The sequence below is a fragment of the Nitratireductor sp. StC3 genome, assembly GCF_003015025.1.
GTDB lineage: Bacteria > Pseudomonadota > Alphaproteobacteria > Rhizobiales > Rhizobiaceae > Mangrovimarina > Mangrovimarina alexandrii.
On record NZ_PYBP01000002.1, the window covers coordinates 25910 to 45372 of the forward strand.

The following is a 19463-nucleotide window of genomic DNA, read 5'->3' on the forward strand; positions in this document are numbered from 1 at the left end:
GCCGTTCACATGTCTTTATATCGCGCCCGGCGCGTTCCGTGCCGCTTAAGCCGGCAGGATGGCACGCTCCAGCGTGGTGAGCTGGGCCAGATAGGCCTCGGCCTTGGTGCGAGCTTCCTCGTCCTTGGCGTCGGACACGTCCTCGCGCGCATTCTGGATGCGGCGGGCGAGCCCGTCGCGGTCGATATCGTCGACATGGGTCGCCGATTCGGCCAGCAAGGTGCAGCCTTCCGGGAGGATATCGGCAAACCCGCCGAATACGACGTAGCGGTCGGCCTTGCCGGCCGCCGTCTTGACCGTCACCACGCCTGGCTGGACGGTTGTCATGACCGGCGCATGTTTGGCCATCACCGTCATTTCGCCTTCGGCGCCTGGAACGACGACGGATTCGACGTCCTCCGACACCAGAAGCCGCTCGGGAGAGACGAGTTCGAACTTGAAGCTCTCGGCCATTAGTGACCTGCCTGTTTCATCGTGCCTTTAGGGCTCCGCGGCGCGGGGCCGCGAAGCAGTCTGGTCGAGAGGGGCTCAGGCCGCTTCCGCAGCGAGCTTCTTGCCCTGTTCGACCGCCTCTTCGATCGTGCCGACCATGTAGAAGGCCGCCTCGGGAAGGTGATCGTACTCGCCTTCGCACAGTCCCTTGAAGCTCTTGATCGTATCCGCCAGGTCGACGAACTTGCCCGACTTGCCGGTGAAGACCTCGGCGACGAAGAACGGCTGCGACAGGAAGCGCTCGATCTTACGTGCGCGCGCAACCGTCAGCTTGTCCTCTTCCGACAGCTCGTCCATGCCCAGAATGGCGATGATGTCCTGCAGCGACTTGTAGCGCTGAAGGATTTCCTGCACCTGACGGGCGACCTCGTAGTGCTCGTCGCCGACGATGCGCGGGTCGAGCATACGCGAGGTCGAATCGAGCGGATCGACGGCCGGGTAGATGCCCTTTTCCGAGATCGAACGCGAAAGAACGGTCGTGGCGTCCAGGTGCGCGAACGAGGTCGCCGGCGCCGGGTCGGTCAGGTCGTCGGCCGGCACGTAGATTGCCTGAACCGAGGTGATCGAGCCCTTCTGGGTGGTGGTGATGCGCTCCTGCAGGGCACCCATGTCGGTGGCCAGCGTCGGCTGATAGCCCACCGCCGAGGGGATGCGGCCGAGAAGCGCCGACACTTCCGAACCCGCCTGGGTGAAACGGAAGATATTGTCGACGAAGAACAGCACGTCCTGACCCTGGTCTCGGAAATGCTCGGCGACCGTCAGACCGGTCAGGCCGACGCGCGCGCGCGCGCCGGGCGGCTCGTTCATCTGGCCGAACACCAGGGCGCATTTGGAGCCCTCGGTCGAGCCGTTATTCTTGTGCGGGTCCTTGTTGACGCCCGATTCGATCATCTCGTGATAGAGATCGTTGCCCTCGCGGGTGCGCTCGCCGACGCCGGCGAAGACCGAATAACCGCCATGCGCCTTGGCGACGTTGTTGATCAGTTCCTGGATCAGAACCGTCTTGCCGACGCCGGCACCGCCGAACAGGCCGATCTTGCCGCCCTTGGCGTAGGGCGCGAGCAGGTCGACGACCTTGATGCCGGTGATCAGGATCTCGGCTTCCGTTGACTGGTCGATATATTCGGGCGCCGGCTGGTGGATGGCGCGCGTGCCGTCACCCTTGACCGGGCCGGCCTCGTCGATCGCCTCGCCGACCACGTTCATGATGCGGCCGAGCGTCGCGTCGCCCACCGGAACCGCGATCGGAATGCCGGTATCCTGCACCGCCTGCCCGCGTACCAGACCCTCGGTGGAGTCCATGGCGATGCAGCGCACGGTGTTTTCACCCAGGTGCTGCGCCACTTCCAGCACGATCCGGTTGCCCTGGTTGTCGGCCTCGAGCGCGTTGAGGATCGCCGGCAGGTCGCCGTCGAAGGACACGTCGACAACCGCGCCGATGACCTGGTGGATACGGCCGGTCGCGCCGGATGCGGCCTTCTTGGTGGCAGCCGCCTTGGTGCTGGCCGACTTGGCCGCCGGCTTCCGTGCCGCGGCAGGCTTCGCCGCAGCCTTGGAGGCGGATGCGGCCGTCGTCTTCTTGGGGGTCGCTGCTTTCGCCATCTTCTGTGCCTCTTCGGTCCTTAATGTTCGAGACGCCGCGCCGCCGCGATCGGGCGGCGCTCCGCGTCTAGAGCGCTTCCGCGCCCGAAATGATCTCGATCAGTTCCTTGGTGATCTGCGCCTGGCGCTGACGGTTGTAGGTGATCGTCAGCTTGTTGATCATGTCGCCGGCATTGCGCGTGGCATTGTCCATCGCGCTCATCTTGGCGCCCATTTCGCCGGCAGCGTTCTCCAACAGAGCGGAAAAGACCTGGACGGCGATGTTGCGCGGAATGAGATCGCTGAGCAGCTCTCCCGCATCCGGCTCATAGTCGTAGACCCCGCCGCCATTGGACACCGTCTCGGCCTCTGCATCGGTCGCGGGCTTGGCGGGAATGAGCTGCTGCGCAGTCGGGATCTGGCTGATCACCGACTTGAACTGCGAATAAAACAGCGTGCAGACGTCGAATTCGCCCGCGTCGAACAGCCCGATCACCTTCTTGGCGATGCCGTCGGCATGGGTGAAGCCGATCTGCTTGGCCTCGCGCAGATCGACGCGCTCGACGATCAGATTGGCGTAGTCGCGGCGAAGGATGTCATAGCCCTTCTTGCCCACGCAGATGATCTTGACGGTCTTGCCCGCGCTCAACAGCTTGCGCGTGTGATCCCGCGCCAACCGTGCGATCTGCGAGTTGAAGGAGCCGCACAGGCCGCGTTCGGCCGTGCACACGACGAGCAGGTGCACGTCGTCCTTGCCGGTTCCCGTCATCAGCGGCGGAGCGTCGGTGCCGGACACCGCATCGGCGATGTTGGCAAGCACGACGGCCATGCGCTCGGAATAGGGGCGGGCGGCTTCCGCCGCCTCCTGGGCACGCCGCAGCTTCGCCGCGGCGACCATCTGCATCGCCTTGGTGATTTTCTGCGTCGCCTTCACGGAGGCGATGCGGTTGCGGAGGTCCTTGAGTGACGCCATAACGCGGGTTCCGTCAGCCTCAGGCGAAGTTTTTCGCGAAGGCGTCGATCTGCGCCTTGAGCTTGTCGCGCAGATCGTCCGAAAGCGCCTTTTCCTTACGGATGGCGTCCAGAACGCTCTTGCCCTCGGTGCGCAGATGGGTCAGCAGCCCCTGCTCGAACCGACCGACATCGGCAATGGCGAGCTTGTCGAGATAGCCCTGCGTACCGGCGAAGATCACCGCAACCTGCTCTTCGGTCTTGAGCGGCGAGAACTGCGGCTGCTTCAAGAGCTCGGTCAGGCGTGCGCCGCGGTTGAGAAGGCGCTGCGTCGCGGCGTCGAGGTCGGAGCCGAACTGGGCGAACGCGGCCATCTCGCGATACTGGGCGAGTTCGCCCTTGATCGAGCCGGCAACCTGCTTCATCGCCTTGATTTGCGCCGAGGAGCCCACGCGCGACACCGAGAGACCGACGTTCACGGCCGGACGCACGCCCTGGAAGAACAGATTGGTCTCCAAGAAGATCTGGCCGTCGGTGATCGAGATCACGTTGGTCGGGATGTAGGCCGAAACGTCGTTGGCCTGGGTTTCGATGATCGGCAGCGCGGTCAGCGAACCGGCGCCGTTGTCGTCGTTCATCTTCGCCGCACGCTCGAGCAGGCGCGAATGCAGGTAGAAGACATCGCCCGGATAGGCTTCGCGGCCGGGCGGACGGCGCAGCAGCAGCGACATCTGACGGTAGGCGACTGCCTGCTTGGACAGATCATCATAGGCGATCACGGCGTGCTTGCCGTTGTCGCGGAAATACTCGCCCATCGCGCAGCCGGAGAACGGCGCCAGGAACTGCATCGGCGCGGGATCGGAGGCGGTGGCCGCGATCACGATCGAATATTCGAGCGCCCCGCGCTCTTCCAGAACCTTGACGAACTGGGCGACGGTCGACCGCTTCTGACCGACGGCGACATAAACGCAATAGAGCTTCTGGCTCTCGTCGTCGCCGTCATTGAGCGGCTTCTGGTTCAAGAACGTGTCGAGGACGATGGCGGTCTTGCCGGTCTGGCGGTCGCCGATGATCAGCTCGCGCTGGCCGCGGCCGACCGGGATCAGCGCGTCGATGGCCTTCAGGCCGGTCGACATCGGCTCGTGCACCGACTTGCGCGGGATGATGCCGGGCGCCTTGACGTCGACGCGGCGACGTTCGGCCGCCTTGATCGGGCCCTTGCCGTCGATCGGATTGCCGAGCGCGTCGACCACGCGTCCGAGCAGACCCGGCCCCACCGGAACGTCGACGATGGCGCCGGTCCGCTTGACGGTGTCGCCTTCCTTGATGTCGCGGTCGGCACCGAAGATGACGACGCCGACATTATCGCTTTCAAGATTCAGCGCCATGCCGCGGATGCCGCCCGGGAACTCGACCATCTCGCCGGCCTGCACATTGTCGAGACCGTAGACGCGAGCGATACCGTCACCAACGGACAGAACCTGACCGACCTCCGATACTTCGGCTTCCTTGCCGAAATTCTTGATCTGGTCCTTGAGAATTGCGGAGATTTCCGCGGCCCGGATATCCATCAGCCGACCTCTTTCAGTGCAAGCTTGAGCGAATTGAGTTTGGTTTTGAGCGACGTGTCGATCTGCCGCGAGCCGATCCTCACGACAAGTCCGCCGAGCAGCGAGGGATCGACGGTCAGGTTGACCGCCACATCCTTGCCGGCAACGCCTTTCAGCGTCGTTTCCAGCTCCTTGCGCTGCGCGGCCGTCAAATCGTGCGCCGAGGTGACATCGGCGGCCACCTCGCCACGATTCTCGGCGGCGATGCGCCGGAACGCCTCGATCATGCCGGGAACGGCAAAAAGCCGGCGATTCCTGGCGACGACCCGAAGGAAATTGGCGAAAAGTCCGCTGATTTTGGCCTTTTCGACCAGGGCGGACACCGCTTTGAACTGATCATCGGCCGAAAATACCGGGCTTGTGATCAGGCGCCGCAGGTCCGCGCTGCCGGCAAGAAGCGCCTCGAATTCGCCCAACTCCTTTTCGACGAGCGAAACTGAATCGGCCTCGAGCGCCAGATCGAAAAGCGAGCCCGCATAGCGCTCGGCGACGTTGGAAACGGGTGAGTTAGACTGTGCCACGAACGGTCTTCTCTTCCTGGGAAGGCCGCAAGTTTTCTGCGCAAGCGTGAGAAGCCGGCTAAACCTTTGACCTTATTGATAAATCTCAACCGTCACGGCATCCGTGCCGTATCCCCCGGTCGAAAGTCGCTTGCCGTCTAGCACACGCTTCCATGACTCGCAACAACCCGAAACATCGCCGTTCCGGCACTATTGTCGCATCCGCGCGCGCGGCCACGGCATCGGTGCGCAGTCAAGGCACGAAACCGAAGACGAAAGCGAGCGGCAGCGCCGCCAGCGCGCACGCCACCAAAAGGCTCGCCCAATTGTAGATCGTGCCGCCCCTGTCCGACAGCATCGAGATGATACGGCCGAAGGCGGTCAGCAGCCAGCACACACCCAGTGTCATATAGATGAAGGGCTGGGCCAGCAGAATCGCGCACAGCCCGACCCCGAGATAGAAGCCGGCGATGGTGGCACGGGCCTCCGAGACGGCCTCGGGGTGGCCGGCGGCGGTTTCGAGTCGCAGCACCCGAAACGACAGCCGCGGCGCGAACAAGAGCACCAGGCCGAAAAAAACCGTGATCGCCGCGGCACTCCAGGCAAGCCACTCGCCGTCGCTGGTCGGCATCGGAAAAGCGAAATCCATCAAGTCCCTCCGTGCTGTCGCGGCAGGGCATATCCCGCCGCCCGCATCGTTGCCCGCCGTGGGCTCATACCCCGCAATCGCCCTGGAAGGCGACCGTTTCGGACCCGTACGGCCCCTCGACGGCGATCGTGCCGCTATAGCCGGTCGATTCGACCCCCGCCTCGCCGGCGGTCATGGTGACGACAACATCGTGTGGCGATGGCCCAAGGCTGCGATAACGCCTTTCCTCGCCAGTCTCCAGCTCCGCGGCCGACACCAGTTCGAGCTGCCGCAACTGATGGCCGAGCGCGATAAAACCCGTTTCCGGATAAGGCTCGTGCAGACTGTCCTTCTGGGTGAAGAAGACGAAGCGCCAGCTTTCGGGGTCGTTGAAATTGAAACTGTGGTCCTTGCGCCAAAACGTGCAATAGCTGTCGATGTATGGCCAATGGATATCGGTCACGACCAGCTGGTTCGCGGCTGCCGGCGCGACGGCCAGCAAGGCAGCCCCCGCGATCGCCCGTGTTAGAAACTTCATCGTTTTCCCCTCCCCGTTTCCGGCGCGACTTTGACAGAAGCGGTCGCGGATGCAAGCCGTCGCGGAAGGCTTGCGACACCCGCTCACCGGCACGGCGCCGCGTGCCCCACCCGCCCGGGCGCGGCGACGGCAGATGCTCGATCACTCCATCCCGGATCGGAAGAATGAGGCCCGTCGGCGACATTTCGCAGGCCCAATGGCCGGCCGTCACTACAAAAAACTCTGCGGGTCGATGTCGATCTGCACCCGGATCGACCCGCGCAGCGACGGCGCCGATTTGACCATCGCCCGCAGGAAGGCCTGCAGATCGGCACGCAAACCGCCTTGCACCATGAGCCGGAACCGATAGCGCCCCGCCACGAGCGACAGCGGCGCCTCGGCCGGACCAAGCACGACGATCCCCGCATCGCCGGGCGCGGCGCGGCGCAGCGCGCGCGCGTGTCCTTCGGCTTCCGCGCGCGTCGCCGCGCTGACGATAATGCCGGCCAGCCGGCCGAACGGGGGCAGGCCGGCGCGCTCGCGCTCAGCCGTCTCGCGTTCATAAAAAGCCTCCCAGTCCCCCGACACGATCGCCCGCATCACCGGATGGTCGGGCTGGTAGGTCTGCAAGAGGCCGCGGCTCTTCTTGCCGGTGCGCCCGGCCCGGCCGGTGACTTGGGACAGGAGCTGGAACGTGCGCTCGGCCGCGCGCGGGTCGCCGTTGGCCAGGCCCAGATCGGCGTCGACGACGCCGACCAGCGTCAAATTCGGGAAATTGTGCCCCTTGGCAACGAGTTGGGTGCCGATCACGATATCGGCCTCTCCCTTTTCGATCGCCTCCAGTTCCAGCCTCAGCCGCCGCACACCGCCGGCCATGTCGGACGACAGCACGATCGAACGCGCCTCGGGAAAATGCGACACCACCTCCTCCGCGATCCGTTCCACCCCCGGTCCGCAGGCGACCAGATGGTCGAGCGCGCCACAGGAGGGGCAGGCTTCCGGGCGCGGCTCGGCATAGCCGCACTGGTGGCACAAAAGCTGGCCGCGAAACCGGTGCTCGACCAGCCAGCTCGAACAATCCGGGCACTGGAAGCGGTGGCCGCACACCCGGCACAGCGTCAGCGGTGCATAACCGCGCCGATTGAGGAACAGCAGCGATTGTTCGCCGCGCCGCCAGGTCTTGGCGATCTCGTCGATCAGCACCGGCGACAGGAAGCCGCCGCGCGCCGGCGGTTTGCGACGCAGGTCGACCGTATCGAGCACGGGAAGCGCGGCCTCGGCGAAGCGGGCCGAAAGCGCCACGCGCCGGTATCGGCCCTGCTGGGCGTTGTAGCGGCTTTCGATCGACGGCGTGGCGGAGGCCAGCACCACCGGGTGCCCACCGAGATGGCCGCGCACCACCGCCATGTCGCGGGCACTATAGAAGACCCGGTCCTCCTGCTTGTAGGACGGGTCGTGCTCCTCGTCGACGACGATCAGGCCGAGATCGCGGAAGGGCAGAAAAAGCGCCGAGCGCGCGCCGGCCACCACGCGGACCTGGTTTTCGGCCACCTGCCGCCAAACCCGTTCGCGCATGCGCGGCGGCAGATCGGAATGCCATTCGGCCGGCTTGGCGCCGAAGCGATCCTGGAACCGCTCCAGGAAGGCGTGGGTAAGCGCGATCTCCGGCAACAGGATCAACACCTGACGGCCTTGTCGAATAGCCGCCGCGACCGCCTCGAAATAGACCTCTGTCTTGCCCGATCCCGTCACGCCGTCGAGCAGGCAGACACCGAAACCGCCCTGCTCTGCCATGCAGCGCAGGACCCGACCGGCCTCGACCTGATCGCCGGTCAGGTCCGGCTGCGTGAAGGCGGGATCCGGGTCGGCCACCACCGGCCGCGGCGGCAAGACGATATCCTCGAAAACGCCCTGGGCCCGGAGCCCGTCGATCACGCTTGAAGACACACCCGCGGCCCGCGCCAGTCCGGGCCGGGTCCACCCGGCACCCGTCTCGGCGATCTCCAGCACGCGGCCGCGCGCCGCGGTCATGCGATCGGGCATACATTCGGTGCGCGCGATGCCGTCGACCGGCGGCTCCGGATCGAGGGCTGCGGGCGCGCGCAAAAACATGCGTGCCACCATGCCGGGCGGCGTCATCGTGTAATTCGCGATCCAGGCGATGAACCGCAGGCTTTCGCCGGAGAGCGGCGGACAGTCGAACACCGCCGAGATCGGCCGCAGCTTCCTGGCGTCCACTTTGCCGGCCGGCTGATCCGAGACGATCGCCGCGATCTCGCGCGGCCCGAGCGGCACGCGAACGATCGAGCCCGCAACGATGCTCATGTCGTCGGGCACCGCATAGGAATAGGGCGTCTCAGTCGGGACCGGGACAAGCACCGGCACGACCGCCTGGTGGGGCGAATCTTGTTTCATGGCGCGTGACCTTGCCCCGACTTTCGTCTAGATCAAAGCCCGACACGACGGACGGCGCCAAGCCGCCGCAGAAAATTCGCCAAGGAGACGGTTATGAAGTTTTTTGTCGACACCGCCGACGTGAAGGACATCCGCGAGCTGAACGAGCTGGGTCTCCTCGACGGCGTCACCACCAACCCCTCGCTGATCATGAAGGCCGGCCGCGACATCAAGGAAGTCACCAAGGAAATCTGCGACATCGTCGACGGCCCGGTGTCGGCCGAGGTCACCGCGACGGAATTCGCCGCGATGATGAAGGAAGCCGACATTCTGTCGAAGATCGCCGACAATATCTGCATCAAGGTACCGCTCACCTTCGACGGGCTGAAGGCCTGCAAGGCGATCACCTCCGACGGCCGCAAGGTCAATGTCACCTTGTGTTTTTCGGCCAATCAGGCGCTGCTGGCCGCCAAGGCCGGTGCGACCTTCATCTCGCCCTTCATCGGCCGCATCGACGATATCGGCATCGACGGAATGGAGCTGATTTCGGAAATCCGCACCATCTACGACAATTACGATTTCAAGACCGAAATCCTTGCCGCCTCGGTGCGCACCGTCAACCATGTCAAGCAGGCCGCCCTGATCGGGGCGGACGTCGCCACGGTGCCGCCGGCGACGCTGCGCGCCCTGGTCAAGCACCCGCTGACCGACAAGGGCCTGGAGGCCTTTCTGGCCGACTGGGCCAAGACCGGCCAGAAGATCGGATAATCCGGCGCCGGCACCGCCGGTCCGCCATCGCCTCAAGCGACAGCGGGCAAACGGTGCCGGCCACCATGATTTCGCGTGAATTGGCGCGGCTTTCCGGCCGACCCGAAACGGCTTATGCGGAAACCGGGGCCTCGAAGGCTGCGTGGGGATCGACCGCGAGCCGGTGCACCGCATGCGCCTGGAGACCGACTGTCAGCGCGGTCTGATCGCCATCGAGCACGTCTGCCGGAACCGGTTTTCCGAAGGTGATCGAGAAGTGAAACCGCTTCTTGTTCAACAGCTCGTGGAACAGCGTCATGTCGCGCAGTTCCGTCGAATATTTGCCGAGAAAATAAAACAGTCCCGAATTGCGCGCGGTGATGTGGACCGGCACGATCGGCGTGTCGAAACGGCGCGCCAAGGCGACCGCCGAGGTCTGCCAGGGGCGTTCGGTGAGATGGCCCTCGTGCCAATAGGCGATGCGACCGGCGGGAAACAGCACCACCGCCCTTTCGGCCGCGAAGGCACGCGCCGTCATTTCCAGCGTGTCCCGGCTCTTTGCGTGCGATTTTTCGCCAGCACGCCATTCGACCGGAATGATCATGTCGCGAAAGCCCTGGGCGACACGCAAGGCATCCCGGTTGGCAAAGAAGACGAGATCGCCACGAAGGCGCTTCAGCGCGTCGTACATGGCGACGCCGTCGGCGATGCCGGTCGGATGATTCGGCGCGATGATGACGGAGCCTTCACGCGGCAGGTTCTCGAGGCCGGCGACGTCGATCTCCAGCGACAGCAATCCGCTGATATGTTCGAACGCCTCACGGCCGCCCATCGCCGCGATCCGGTCGGCCATGCGCACGGCCTCGCGATAGTGAAACGCGCGATACAGAAACGGCTTGAACACCGGCCACAGCGGATTGCGCGACAGGTTGACCGTGCGCTCCTCGATCAGTTGGTCGATAATATGGGCGTCGCCGTCAGACATGGAACCGTAGAGGGCCCGCCCTCCGATGAGCTTGGCGATAGAGGACGGCGACGTCGGCATATCCATGGTCATCCACTCCGGTCGACCTTGTTTGGCCAAACTCTGTGACGCAAGAATGACGCCCGCCCGCACCGGGCGCCTGAACGCGCTTAACGCTCAATTCGCCGGAAGGTTCTCCAAATCCTGAGCGAGCGCGACCCGCAGCATTTCCGCAAGTTCCCGCGCGGCGCGGTTTTCGGCGTCGCGCTCGGCGCGTACCACGGCAAACTCCTGCCGCGGCTTGTCGAAGGAAGCATTGACCGAGCGTTTTCCGTTGGCGACGGCCTTGCCGGTCTCCGCGTCGACCAGCCGGTAGCGCGACGACATCACCACCGCGCCGGCCGTCGGTTCGTTTTCCCGCGCCACCTGGACGGAGGCCGCGCTCCGGAAGGTCGAGGTGACGTTGAGATCGAGCAGATAGCGCGGGTTCGCCGGCTGGCCGGCGCCGCCGTTGAGGCCGAAAATCAGATGATTGCGAACCTCCTGCGCATAACGGCTTTTGACCGGGTTGACCGCGATCGTCCCGAGGCCACCGGCGCCGCCGATCGATCCGGACGCTTCGCCGTGAAGCGGTCGCACGGTGCAGGCCGACGCGACCACAAGCAGCACCAGCAGCGGCACCAGGAACAGAAGCCGCAGCACGGACCTGTCACGGGAAGCCATGGGCTCAAACGACGACATTGACGATTCTCCGCAGCACCACAATCACCTTGCGCGGCGCCTTGCCGTCAAGCGCCTTCTTCACGACGTCCAGATCGAGGACCGCCCGCTCGACGGCAGCTTGATCCGCGTCGCGTGCAATTGTCAAATCGCCGCGCTTCTTGCCGTTGATCTGCACGGGATAGGTGAACTGGTCGTCGACGACCAGTGCCGGGTCATAGGCCGGCCAGGCGCGTTCGCCGACCAGTCCGGCCTCGGACCCGGCGAGCGCGGCCCAACACTCCTCGGCCAGATGCGGCATCATCGGCGCGATCATGACGATCAGGAAGTCCAAAGCCTCTCGGACGGCGCCGGCGAGCGCCGGCTCGGCCTTGCCCCCGCCAAGCGCCGACAGCGGCGCCTGCAGGGCATTGGTCAGTTCGTAGAGACGGGCAACCGCCTTGTTGAAGGCGAGCTTTTCGATGTCCTCGCCGACCGCCTTGACCGTCTTGTGCGCCGTTTTGGACACTGCGGCCGCCTCACCCGCACTCGCCGTCGCCGGCCGCACATCGCCAAGCAGTGGCGCGGCACCCGACACCAGCCGCCACAGGCGCTGCACGAAGCGGTGCGCGCCCTCCACGCCGGCCTCCGTCCAGATCACGTCGCGGTCGGGCGGCGAGTCGGACAGCATGAACCAGCGTGCCGTGTCGGCGCCATAGCTGGCGATGATGTCGTCGGGATCGACGACATTCTTCTTCGACTTCGACATTTTCTCGATCGGGCCGATGACCAGCTTCTCGCCGGTGGCGATCAGCGTCGCCTGGCGTATGCCGCCATGGTCGTCGATCCTGGTTTCGGCCGGGGTCACGAAGCCGCTCGGCCCCTTGTAGGTCTCGTGGACCACCATGCCTTGCGTGAACAGGCCCTCGAACGGCTCCTCGACCGCATTCAGATGGCCGGTCGCCTTCATCGCGCGAGCGAAGAAGCGCGAATAAAGCAAATGCAGGATCGCGTGCTCGACGCCGCCAATATACTGGTTGACCGGCAGCCAGCCGTCCTTGCCGTCGACATAGGCCAGCGTCGTTGGCCGCTCCGTGTTCCACGGATCGGTGAAACGGGCGAAATACCAGGACGAATCGACAAACGTGTCCATCGTGTCGGTGTCGCGCTCGGCCGCACCGCCGCACTGCGGACAGGCGACATGTTTCCAGTCCGGATGATGGTCGAGCGGATTGCCGGGCTTGTCGAAACTGACGTCGGTCGGCAATTCGATCGGCAGCTGCGCGTCCGAAACCGGCAGCGAACCGCAGGCGGCGCAGTGGATGACCGGGATCGGGCAGCCCCAGTAGCGCTGGCGCGAGATCAGCCAGTCGCGCAGCCGGAACTGTACCTTGCGCTCCGCCATCGGCCGGTTGCCCGACGGAACCTTTTCCAGCCGTTGCGCGACCGCGTCGAAAGCGGCCTCGGGCTTCATACCGTCGAGGAAGCGCGAATTGATCATTACCCCGTCGTCGACATAGGCCTCGTCGATGATCTGGAAGGTCGCGGCGTCCTCACCCTCGGGCATCACCACCGGCACCACCGGCAATCCGTATTTGTTGGCGAAGTCGAGATCGCGCTGGTCGCCCGACGGACAGCCGAAAATAGCGCCCGTGCCGTAATCCATCAAAACGAAATTGGCGACATAGACCGGCAGCGTCCAGCTCGCGTCGAAAGGGTGGACGACGCGAATGCCGGTGTCGAAGCCCTTTTTCTCGGCGGTCTCCAGGGTGGCGACCGACGTGCCCATGCGCCGGCACTCCTCGCAGAACGCGTCCAGCTCGGAATTCTGTGCCGCCGCCTTTCTGGCCAGCGGGTGGTCGGCCGCGATCGCCATGAAAGAGGCGCCGAAAATCGTGTCCGGCCGCGTCGTGTAGACCTCAAGCTCGCTTTCGCCTTCCGGCGCGGTTTCCGCCACAAGCTGCCAGCGGATCAGCAGGCCTTCCGATCGGCCGATCCAGTTCTGCTGCATCAGCCGGACCTTGTCGGGCCAGCGTTCGAGCGTGTCGAGCCCATCGAGCAGGTCCTGGCTCATCGACGAGATCTTGAAGAACCATTGCGTCAGGTCGCGCTGCTCGACCGGCGCGCCGGAGCGCCAGCCGCGCCCCTCGATCACCTGCTCGTTGGCCAGCACCGTCATGTCGACCGGATCCCAGTTGACCTTGGCCGACTTGCGCTCGACGAGACCCGCCCTCCAGAAGTCGAGGAACATCTTTTGCTGATGCTTGTAGTAGGACGGGTCGCAGGTGGCGAACTCGCGCGCCCAGTCGAGCGACAGACCCATCGTCTTCAACTGGCCCTTCATCGTCTCGATATTGGCGTGGGTCCAGTCGCGCGGATTGATCTTGTTGTCGCGCGCCGCGTTCTCGGCCGGCAGGCCGAATGCGTCCCAGCCCATGGGATGCAGCACGTTGTGGCCGGTCGCCCGCTTGTAGCGTGCCACCACGTCGCCCATCGTGTAGTTGCGCACATGCCCCATATGGATGCGCCCCGACGGATAGGGAAACATCTCCAGCACGTAATATTTCGGGCGTGGATCGTCGTTTTTCGTCTCGAACAGCTTTCGCTCGGACCAGACCTTCTGCCAGCGTGGTTCTGAGACGCGGGGATTGTATCGCTCGGTTGCCATGACCGGTATTTCACTTAAGAGAGGATGCTGGAATATGTCGGGGCGGACCTTCACCACGGTTTGGTGAAGGCGTCAACTCCGGCGCGGCGTTGCATGCTGCAACGCCGAGGGTCGCGACCACGAATTCAAGGGCATGTCATGGACAACGTCATCACCCGGCTTACCGCCGTCAGGGCCGAAATCGCCAGCGCGGAAGAGGAAAACCAGCGCCCGGCCGGCTCGGTGACGCTGGTGGCGGTTTCAAAGACCTTCGATGCAGACGCGATCCGCCCGGCCATCGACGCCGGACAGCGTGTGTTCGGCGAAAACCGGGTCCAGGAGGCGCAGGCCAAATGGCCGGCGCTGAAGGCCGAGTTCGCCGATATCGAGTTGCGCCTGATCGGCCCGCTGCAATCCAACAAGGCCCGGGACGCGGTCGCCCTGTTCGACGTGATCGAGACCGTCGACCGCGACAAGATCGCCGCCGAACTGGCCAAGGAAAGCGCCAAGCAGGACCGGCGGCCACGGTTCTACGTTCAGGTCAATACCGGGTCCGAGCCGCAAAAGGCCGGCCTCGACCCACGCGAGACCGTCGCTTTCGTGCGCCGCTGTCAAGACACGCACGGGCTCGCTATCGAAGGCCTGATGTGCATCCCGCCGGCCGAAGACAATCCCGGTCCGCATTTCGCGCTTTTGCACAAGCTTGCCGGCGAGGCCGGGCTCGATCGCCTGTCGATGGGCATGTCGGCCGATTTCCGGCTGGCGATCGCCTTCGGCGCCACCAGCGTGCGCGTCGGGTCCGCGATCTTCGGCACGCGCGGCTAAAGGCCGAGGCCAAGGCGGGGGCCGTCGATCCGGCACCCGCGCCGCACGGCATCAGTGCAGCACGAATTCGCCCTCGACGCTGCGCCACTCGCTTGGTGCGATCAAACGCTTGTGCGTATAGGCGACCGAATGCAGCGGTCCCTCGAGCTTTTGCGCCCAGAAATCGAGAAACGCCCCGAGCACGGGAAAGCGCGGCGCGAGGTCGTAGTCCTGCCAGACATAGGTCTGCAGAAGATGCGGATGGTCGGGCATGTGATAAAGGATGCGGGCGGTGGTCAGTCCATATCCGTCCAGCATCAGTTTCAGGTCGGTTCTGTCATCCATGGTGCGTCCCCGGTGTACCGGTTCTCCTCCGCCAGGATATCGTGCGCCGCGTTGGTTAATGATTTCTCTACATCCCGACCGGGTCAAGTTTTATATTAATAAAAATCAGGACTTTAGCAGCGGATTTGACCGAGTGCTGACGATCGCGGGTGTCTCGGCCAGACGTGGACGCATATGTTTGGCGAAACGAATCCAATGTCTAATGTTGTGCCCGACGGACGAATGGTAATAATGCCGCCAACGCGCCCGCACGGCACGATCGCGGCAACCGATGCGTTGCCGGTTCCGGTTTGGAGGAATGAGGAAATAATGTCCGAGGCTCATGTTCACCGCGTTCAGCCCGCATGGAAGAAAAACGCGCTTATCGACAACGACACCTATCTCAAATGGTACCGCGACTCGATCAAGAATCCGGACAAATTCTGGGCCAAGCACGGCAAGCGCATCGATTGGATGAAGCCCTACACCAAGGTCAAGAACACCTCGTTTTCCGGCAAGGTCGCCATCAAATGGTTCGAAGACGGCCGGCTTAATGTCTCGGCCAATTGCATCGACCGCCATCTGAAAAAGCGCGGTGACCAGGTCGCCATCATCTGGGAAGGCGACAATCCTTACGACGACCGGAAAATCACCTATCGCGAGCTCTATGGGCACGTATGCCGGCTCGCCAACGTGATGAAGAAGCACGGCGTCAAGAAGGGCGACCGCGTCACCATCTATATGCCGATGATTCCCGAGGCCGCCTATGCGATGCTGGCCTGCACCCGCATCGGCGCGGTTCATTCCGTGGTTTTCGGCGGCTTTTCGCCTGACGCGCTTGCCGGACGCATCGTCGATTGCGAATCCACCTTCGTCATCACCGCAGACGAGGGGCTGCGCGGCGGCCGCACGATTCCTCTGAAGGAAAACACCGACAAGGCGATCGCGATCGCGGCCAAGAAGAATGTCGACGTCGAGACCGTGCTGGTGGTGCGCCGCACCGGCGGCAAGACCGGCTGGCAGGACGGCCGCGACCTCTGGTATCATGACGAAGTCCGCACCGTGAAGGCCGAGTGCAAGCCGGAGAAGATGAAGGCGGAGGATCCGCTGTTCATCCTCTACACTTCCGGCTCGACCGGCCAGCCCAAGGGCGTGCTACACACGTCGGGCGGCTATCTCGTCTATGCCGCCATGACGCATGAATATGTCTTCGACTATCAGGATGGCGACATCTACTGGTGCACGGCCGATGTCGGCTGGGTAACCGGTCATTCCTACATCGTCTACGGACCGCTCGCCAACGGTGCCACCACGCTGATGTTCGAGGGCGTGCCGAACTACCCCAGCGCCTCGCGTTTCTGGGAGGTGGTCGACAAGCACCAGGTCAACATCTTCTATACCGCCCCCACGGCGATCCGTGCCCTGATGGGCGCCGGCGACGACTTAGTCGAAAAGACCTCGCGCAAATCGCTGCGCGTGCTGGGGTCCGTCGGCGAACCGATCAACCCGGAAGCCTGGGAGTGGTATTACAAGGTCGTCGGCGAGGAAAAATGTCCGATCGTCGACACCTGGTGGCAGACCGAGACCGGCGGCATCATGATCACGCCGCTGCCCGGCGCGACCGAACTCAAGGCCGGCTCGGCAACCCGGCCGTTCTTCGGCGTCCAGCCGCAGCTCGTCGACAATGACGGCAACGTGCTGGAGGGCGCGGCTGACGGCAATCTGTGCATCGTCGATTCCTGGCCGGGCCAGATGCGCACGGTCTATGGCGACCACGAGCGTTTCGTGCAGACCTATTTCTCCAGCTACAAGGGAAAATATTTCACCGGCGACGGCTGCCGCCGCGACGCGGACGGTTATTACTGGATCACCGGGCGCGTCGACGACGTCATCAACGTGTCGGGCCATCGCATGGGCACGGCCGAGGTGGAGTCGGCGCTGGTCGCGCACGACAAGGTGTCGGAAGCCGCCGTGGTCGGCTATCCGCACGACGTCAAGGGTCAGGGCATCTACTGCTACGTGACGCTGATGTCGGGCGAGGCACCGGACGACGCGTTGAAAAAGGAGCTGCGCGACTGGGTCCGCTCGGAGATCGGCCCGATCGCCTCGCCCGACTTGATCCAGTTCGCGCCCGGCCTGCCGAAGACGCGCTCGGGCAAGATCATGCGCCGCATCCTGCGCAAGATCGCCGAGGACGATTTCGGCGCGCTGGGCGACACCTCGACGCTGGCCGATCCGGCGGTCGTCGACGATCTGGTCGAGAACCGGCAAAACCGCAAGTGACATGCCGCGTGCACGGCCGGTTTGCCGGCCGTCTGCACGGGGTGCTTGAAACGTGGCGTCGAATCTCCCACCTTGGGGTCGTGTGCAACGAAACGAAAGGAGGTGATCCGATGTCGAGTGATTTCGTTTTCCGTAGTGTGGTCTCGGCGGATTGCCGTGTCGGGGAGCAGCCTTCCTGAACAGGGCATGACGCGCGGCCGGTGATTGCGATCACCTCCAGCGGCCGCGCTACGAACGGAAACACGTTGGGCCGCCTTTCGGGGCGGCCCTTTCCGTTTCAAACGCGCTATTTGATGATCGCCAGCCGCTCGATATTGCCGGCGATCTCCTGAAAGGCGGCGTCGAGTTCCTCGCCGCTCGCCGCCTCGAAATAATGCCGGATCGAGCCACGGTCGGGCGAGGCACAGGCCTGCATGACCTGCTTTGCGTTGCGTTCGCGCAGTTGAAAGCCGACGGTGAAGATCTCGATGCCCGCCTTTTTCATTTCCTGGCAGAGCCGTTCGGCCTGGTTGCGGGAACGGCCGGCCTGACCGCCTTTTGTCGTTGCGCGACGGGGCACGCCGGCAAAGGCGGTGTTGAACTCGCCATCGGTCATCAGGATCGCGAATTTGCCGACCTTCTTGGTGTTGGGCGCCAGCGGCTGCGAGCCGGCAGGCAGCACCTCCGCCCATTTGCGCGACAGCAGGTACCAGCTCCACTGAATGCCGATATGGCCGGCGGTATGTCCGTTCGCACGGAACGCGCCGATGGTCGCCTTCAACCGCGAGACGTCGTCGGTCAGCGGTTGCAGCGCCGCGGAGGGGCAGAAGGCCAGCCGATAGTCACGGTTGACCATGGCCGTGCGCGGCGAGGCATCGCTGAATTGCTGCATGCCCTTGCGCTCGGTGGCACAGGAATCGGGACGGCGCGAACCGTCCGGCAGGCGGGGGGAACTGCGCAGGCCGGCCGAGACCGGCCTCAGATCCTCCAGTGCCGGTGGCTCGCCTGTGGCGAACTCCGTTTCCACATGCACCATCGGCGCCAGCACGCCGGTGTTGACGGCGTCGGCGTAAGGCACGATGGCAAGGCGCACACGCGGGTCGGTTGCGTTCTGTCCGGCCAGGAAGGTGTCGACGACATTGCCGGCGGCGGCCTGCAGATCGCGCAGTTTTCTGCCGCGCATCGAACCGGTAATGTCGAGCATCATCGCCACTTCGATCTTGCGGTCCGAATAAAGCGCTTGCGATTCGACCCGGATCATGCGCGATGCCGCCGCGTTGAAGACCGGAAAGGCGAGATCGATCTCGGCGCTGGCCACCGCCGAAACGGTGCGCGCCTGCCTGTCGATAGTCACCCGATCCAGCGTGACACGGTCCTTGCTGGCAAAGCCGGTCGACCCGTTCGCTTTCAGGAAGGCCGAGACAAGCGCATCGACATCGTCGGGCGCGATCTTGCCGGTCGTCAGGTCGCGCGCAGTGGACGTCACCGCCGCGTCGAGCGCATTCGACAGGTTCGAGCGCGTCAGCGTCACCTGGGCAAGGTTGAGCGCGAACCCGCCGCCCGCGACCAGAGCGGACATCACCGCGGCCGTCGCCAGGGCGAAATTGCCCGCACGGTCGGAGCCGAATGTCCGCAACCGGCTGCGAAGTCTCGTTTTGGCGCGCATGCTTGTCTTCCTCTTCGACGATAGGGGCGTCGTGAGGAGCGATGCAACTTTCCTGCCAGGGCCAGACCAAAACCGGGACGGCACCGGATAGAGGCTGGCAAGTTTTTGATTTTATTGAGGACGGGTGAAAGCCAAGGTTACCGTGAGGTTAACGCAGACGCCCGCTCGAGACCGGGCGGCACGCCGCGTTGCCTCGACTGCCGGTCAAGGCGGACCGGGCCGTGCGGCTGTCCCCAAAAGACACAAACGGCCTCTCGCGTTCAGCACCATGTGTCCCGCCATCTGCCGCGGTGAGGCGACACGACAGCAAGCGCGAGCGGGGCCGGACTTGACCGCAGGTCCGTCAGCTCAGAAATCCGTGGCGATGCCCTTGACCTCCCAGTCGCCGTAGCGGCCGGGTTCGAGCCCGCCGCGCCCGCCGAGCTCTGACGGACGCTCGGCTTCGCGCTTCCGATATTCGGCGCGTCGCGCCTCCGCCTCGGCCAGCGCGCGACGGGCCTGCGGCGGCAGCGGCCTGGAAGCGTCTTCCGCCTCCATCCGGCGCTGCTGCGCGTCGTCTCGCCCGGTGCTGTCCGTCATGCGCGCCTCCGCGGAAAATATTGAAGTTGGCCGGCGACCCACCCATCATATAGATCGGTTCGAATCCGTTTTCGAGTATCGGGAACGGCTTGTCAGTC

17 protein-coding genes are annotated in these 19463 nt (G+C 64.4%); 3 read left to right on the forward strand and 14 right to left on the reverse strand.

Annotated elements, in window-relative coordinates:
* Positions 1-45: 45 nt before the first annotated feature.
* The 8 genes from C7T96_RS04565 to C7T96_RS04600 form a co-directional block, all read right to left on the reverse strand.
* Entirely contained in the window at positions 46-453 is a 408-nt protein-coding gene (locus C7T96_RS04565; RefSeq protein ID WP_106570025.1) for a F0F1 ATP synthase subunit epsilon, read from the reverse strand.
* A gap of 75 nt (positions 454-528) precedes the next feature.
* A complete protein-coding gene (gene atpD, locus C7T96_RS04570; RefSeq protein ID WP_106570026.1) occupies positions 529-2094 on the reverse strand; it encodes a F0F1 ATP synthase subunit beta in 1566 nt (521 codons plus the stop codon).
* Between the two features lie 67 nt (positions 2095-2161).
* Complete coding sequence (locus C7T96_RS04575) at positions 2162-3046, reverse strand: F0F1 ATP synthase subunit gamma (RefSeq protein WP_106570027.1); 885 nt, start codon at positions 3044-3046, stop codon at positions 2162-2164.
* 19 nt (positions 3047-3065) lie between these two features.
* Complete coding sequence (atpA, locus tag C7T96_RS04580; RefSeq protein ID WP_106570028.1) at positions 3066-4595, reverse strand: F0F1 ATP synthase subunit alpha; 1530 nt, start codon at positions 4593-4595, stop codon at positions 3066-3068.
* On the reverse strand, positions 4595-5155 hold the full coding sequence (locus tag C7T96_RS04585; protein WP_106570029.1) for a F0F1 ATP synthase subunit delta: 561 nt from the start codon (positions 5153-5155) through the stop codon (positions 4595-4597). Before C7T96_RS04585 ends, atpA begins: the two co-directional genes overlap by 1 nt.
* 232 nt (positions 5156-5387) lie before the next feature.
* Positions 5388-5783: a DUF4345 family protein gene (locus C7T96_RS04590; protein ID WP_106570030.1), complete on the reverse strand. Its 396-nt coding sequence runs from the start codon at positions 5781-5783 to the stop codon at positions 5388-5390.
* A 64-nt stretch (positions 5784-5847) separates the two neighbouring features.
* The gene (locus C7T96_RS04595; protein WP_106570031.1) at positions 5848-6300 is read right to left on the reverse strand and encodes a hypothetical protein; all 453 of its coding nucleotides are present in this window, start codon (positions 6298-6300) and stop codon (positions 5848-5850) included.
* Positions 6301-6510: 210 nt separating this feature from the next.
* Entirely contained in the window at positions 6511-8694 is a 2184-nt protein-coding gene (locus C7T96_RS04600; RefSeq protein ID WP_106570032.1) for a primosomal protein N', read from the reverse strand.
* A gap of 93 nt (positions 8695-8787) precedes the next feature.
* Between C7T96_RS04600 and fsa the strand changes: the two genes are divergently transcribed.
* Positions 8788-9441, forward strand: a complete 654-nt coding sequence (gene fsa / locus C7T96_RS04605; RefSeq protein ID WP_106570033.1) for a fructose-6-phosphate aldolase — start codon at positions 8788-8790, stop codon at positions 9439-9441.
* Between the two features lie 112 nt (positions 9442-9553).
* Here the strand turns inward: fsa and C7T96_RS04610 are convergent, their stop codons facing one another.
* From C7T96_RS04610 to leuS, 3 genes are all read right to left on the reverse strand, one after another.
* Positions 9554-10471 carry a 1-acyl-sn-glycerol-3-phosphate acyltransferase gene (locus C7T96_RS04610; protein ID WP_106570480.1) on the reverse strand — a complete coding sequence of 306 codons (918 nt, stop codon included), beginning with the start codon at positions 10469-10471 and terminating at the stop codon, positions 9554-9556.
* Between the two features lie 90 nt (positions 10472-10561).
* Positions 10562-11125 (reverse strand): LPS assembly lipoprotein LptE, encoded by a 564-nt coding sequence (gene lptE / locus C7T96_RS04615; protein ID WP_106570034.1) that lies wholly within the window; start codon positions 11123-11125, stop codon positions 10562-10564.
* Positions 11112-13751: a leucine--tRNA ligase gene (gene leuS, locus C7T96_RS04620; protein ID WP_106570035.1), complete on the reverse strand. Its 2640-nt coding sequence runs from the start codon at positions 13749-13751 to the stop codon at positions 11112-11114. Before leuS ends, lptE begins: the two co-directional genes overlap by 14 nt.
* A 138-nt stretch (positions 13752-13889) precedes the next feature.
* On the opposite strand from leuS, the gene C7T96_RS04625 reads away from it, so the two are divergent.
* Positions 13890-14555, forward strand: a complete 666-nt coding sequence (locus C7T96_RS04625) for a YggS family pyridoxal phosphate-dependent enzyme (protein ID WP_106570036.1) — start codon at positions 13890-13892, stop codon at positions 14553-14555.
* Positions 14556-14606: 51 nt separating this feature from the next.
* Here the strand turns inward: C7T96_RS04625 and C7T96_RS04630 are convergent, their stop codons facing one another.
* A complete protein-coding gene (locus C7T96_RS04630) occupies positions 14607-14879 on the reverse strand; it encodes an usg protein (RefSeq protein WP_106570037.1) in 273 nt (90 codons plus the stop codon).
* A gap of 309 nt (positions 14880-15188) precedes the next feature.
* Between C7T96_RS04630 and acs the strand changes: the two genes are divergently transcribed.
* The gene (gene acs, locus C7T96_RS04635) at positions 15189-17141 is read left to right on the forward strand and encodes an acetate--CoA ligase (RefSeq protein ID WP_106570038.1); all 1953 of its coding nucleotides are present in this window, start codon (positions 15189-15191) and stop codon (positions 17139-17141) included.
* A gap of 286 nt (positions 17142-17427) precedes the next feature.
* Here the strand turns inward: acs and C7T96_RS04640 are convergent, their stop codons facing one another.
* Positions 17428-18786 carry a pilus assembly protein gene (locus C7T96_RS04640; protein ID WP_106570039.1) on the reverse strand — a complete coding sequence of 453 codons (1359 nt, stop codon included), beginning with the start codon at positions 18784-18786 and terminating at the stop codon, positions 17428-17430.
* A gap of 348 nt (positions 18787-19134) precedes the next feature.
* The gene (locus C7T96_RS04645; RefSeq protein ID WP_106570040.1) at positions 19135-19365 is read right to left on the reverse strand and encodes a DUF1674 domain-containing protein; all 231 of its coding nucleotides are present in this window, start codon (positions 19363-19365) and stop codon (positions 19135-19137) included.
* Between the last annotated feature and the right edge of the window lie 98 nt (positions 19366-19463).

What these genes read in the sequence shown, in the direction of transcription:
- C7T96_RS04630 (WP_106570037.1), bottom strand. Translation starts at nt 14,879, where the DNA reads ATGGATGACAGAACCGACCTGAAACTGATGCTGGACGGATATGGACTG.
- C7T96_RS04600 (WP_106570032.1), bottom strand. Translation starts at nt 8,694, where the DNA reads ATGAAACAAGATTCGCCCCACCAGGCGGTCGTGCCGGTGCTTGTCCCG.
- atpD (WP_106570026.1), bottom strand. Translation starts at nt 2,094, where the DNA reads ATGGCGAAAGCAGCGACCCCCAAGAAGACGACGGCCGCATCCGCCTCC.
- C7T96_RS04565 (WP_106570025.1), bottom strand. Translation starts at nt 453, where the DNA reads ATGGCCGAGAGCTTCAAGTTCGAACTCGTCTCTCCCGAGCGGCTTCTG.
- C7T96_RS04625 (WP_106570036.1), top strand. Translation starts at nt 13,890, where the DNA reads ATGGACAACGTCATCACCCGGCTTACCGCCGTCAGGGCCGAAATCGCC.
- C7T96_RS04610 (WP_106570480.1), bottom strand. Translation starts at nt 10,471, where the DNA reads ATGGATATGCCGACGTCGCCGTCCTCTATCGCCAAGCTCATCGGAGGG.
- C7T96_RS04595 (WP_106570031.1), bottom strand. Translation starts at nt 6,300, where the DNA reads ATGAAGTTTCTAACACGGGCGATCGCGGGGGCTGCCTTGCTGGCCGTC.
- C7T96_RS04645 (WP_106570040.1), bottom strand. Translation starts at nt 19,365, where the DNA reads ATGACGGACAGCACCGGGCGAGACGACGCGCAGCAGCGCCGGATGGAG.
- C7T96_RS04640 (WP_106570039.1), bottom strand. Translation starts at nt 18,786, where the DNA reads ATGCGCGCCAAAACGAGACTTCGCAGCCGGTTGCGGACATTCGGCTCC.
- acs (WP_106570038.1), top strand. Translation starts at nt 15,189, where the DNA reads ATGTCCGAGGCTCATGTTCACCGCGTTCAGCCCGCATGGAAGAAAAAC.
- fsa (WP_106570033.1), top strand. Translation starts at nt 8,788, where the DNA reads ATGAAGTTTTTTGTCGACACCGCCGACGTGAAGGACATCCGCGAGCTG.
- leuS (WP_106570035.1), bottom strand. Translation starts at nt 13,751, where the DNA reads ATGGCAACCGAGCGATACAATCCCCGCGTCTCAGAACCACGCTGGCAG.
- lptE (WP_106570034.1), bottom strand. Translation starts at nt 11,125, where the DNA reads ATGTCGTCGTTTGAGCCCATGGCTTCCCGTGACAGGTCCGTGCTGCGG.
- C7T96_RS04575 (WP_106570027.1), bottom strand. Translation starts at nt 3,046, where the DNA reads ATGGCGTCACTCAAGGACCTCCGCAACCGCATCGCCTCCGTGAAGGCG.
- C7T96_RS04590 (WP_106570030.1), bottom strand. Translation starts at nt 5,783, where the DNA reads ATGGATTTCGCTTTTCCGATGCCGACCAGCGACGGCGAGTGGCTTGCC.
- atpA (WP_106570028.1), bottom strand. Translation starts at nt 4,595, where the DNA reads ATGGATATCCGGGCCGCGGAAATCTCCGCAATTCTCAAGGACCAGATC.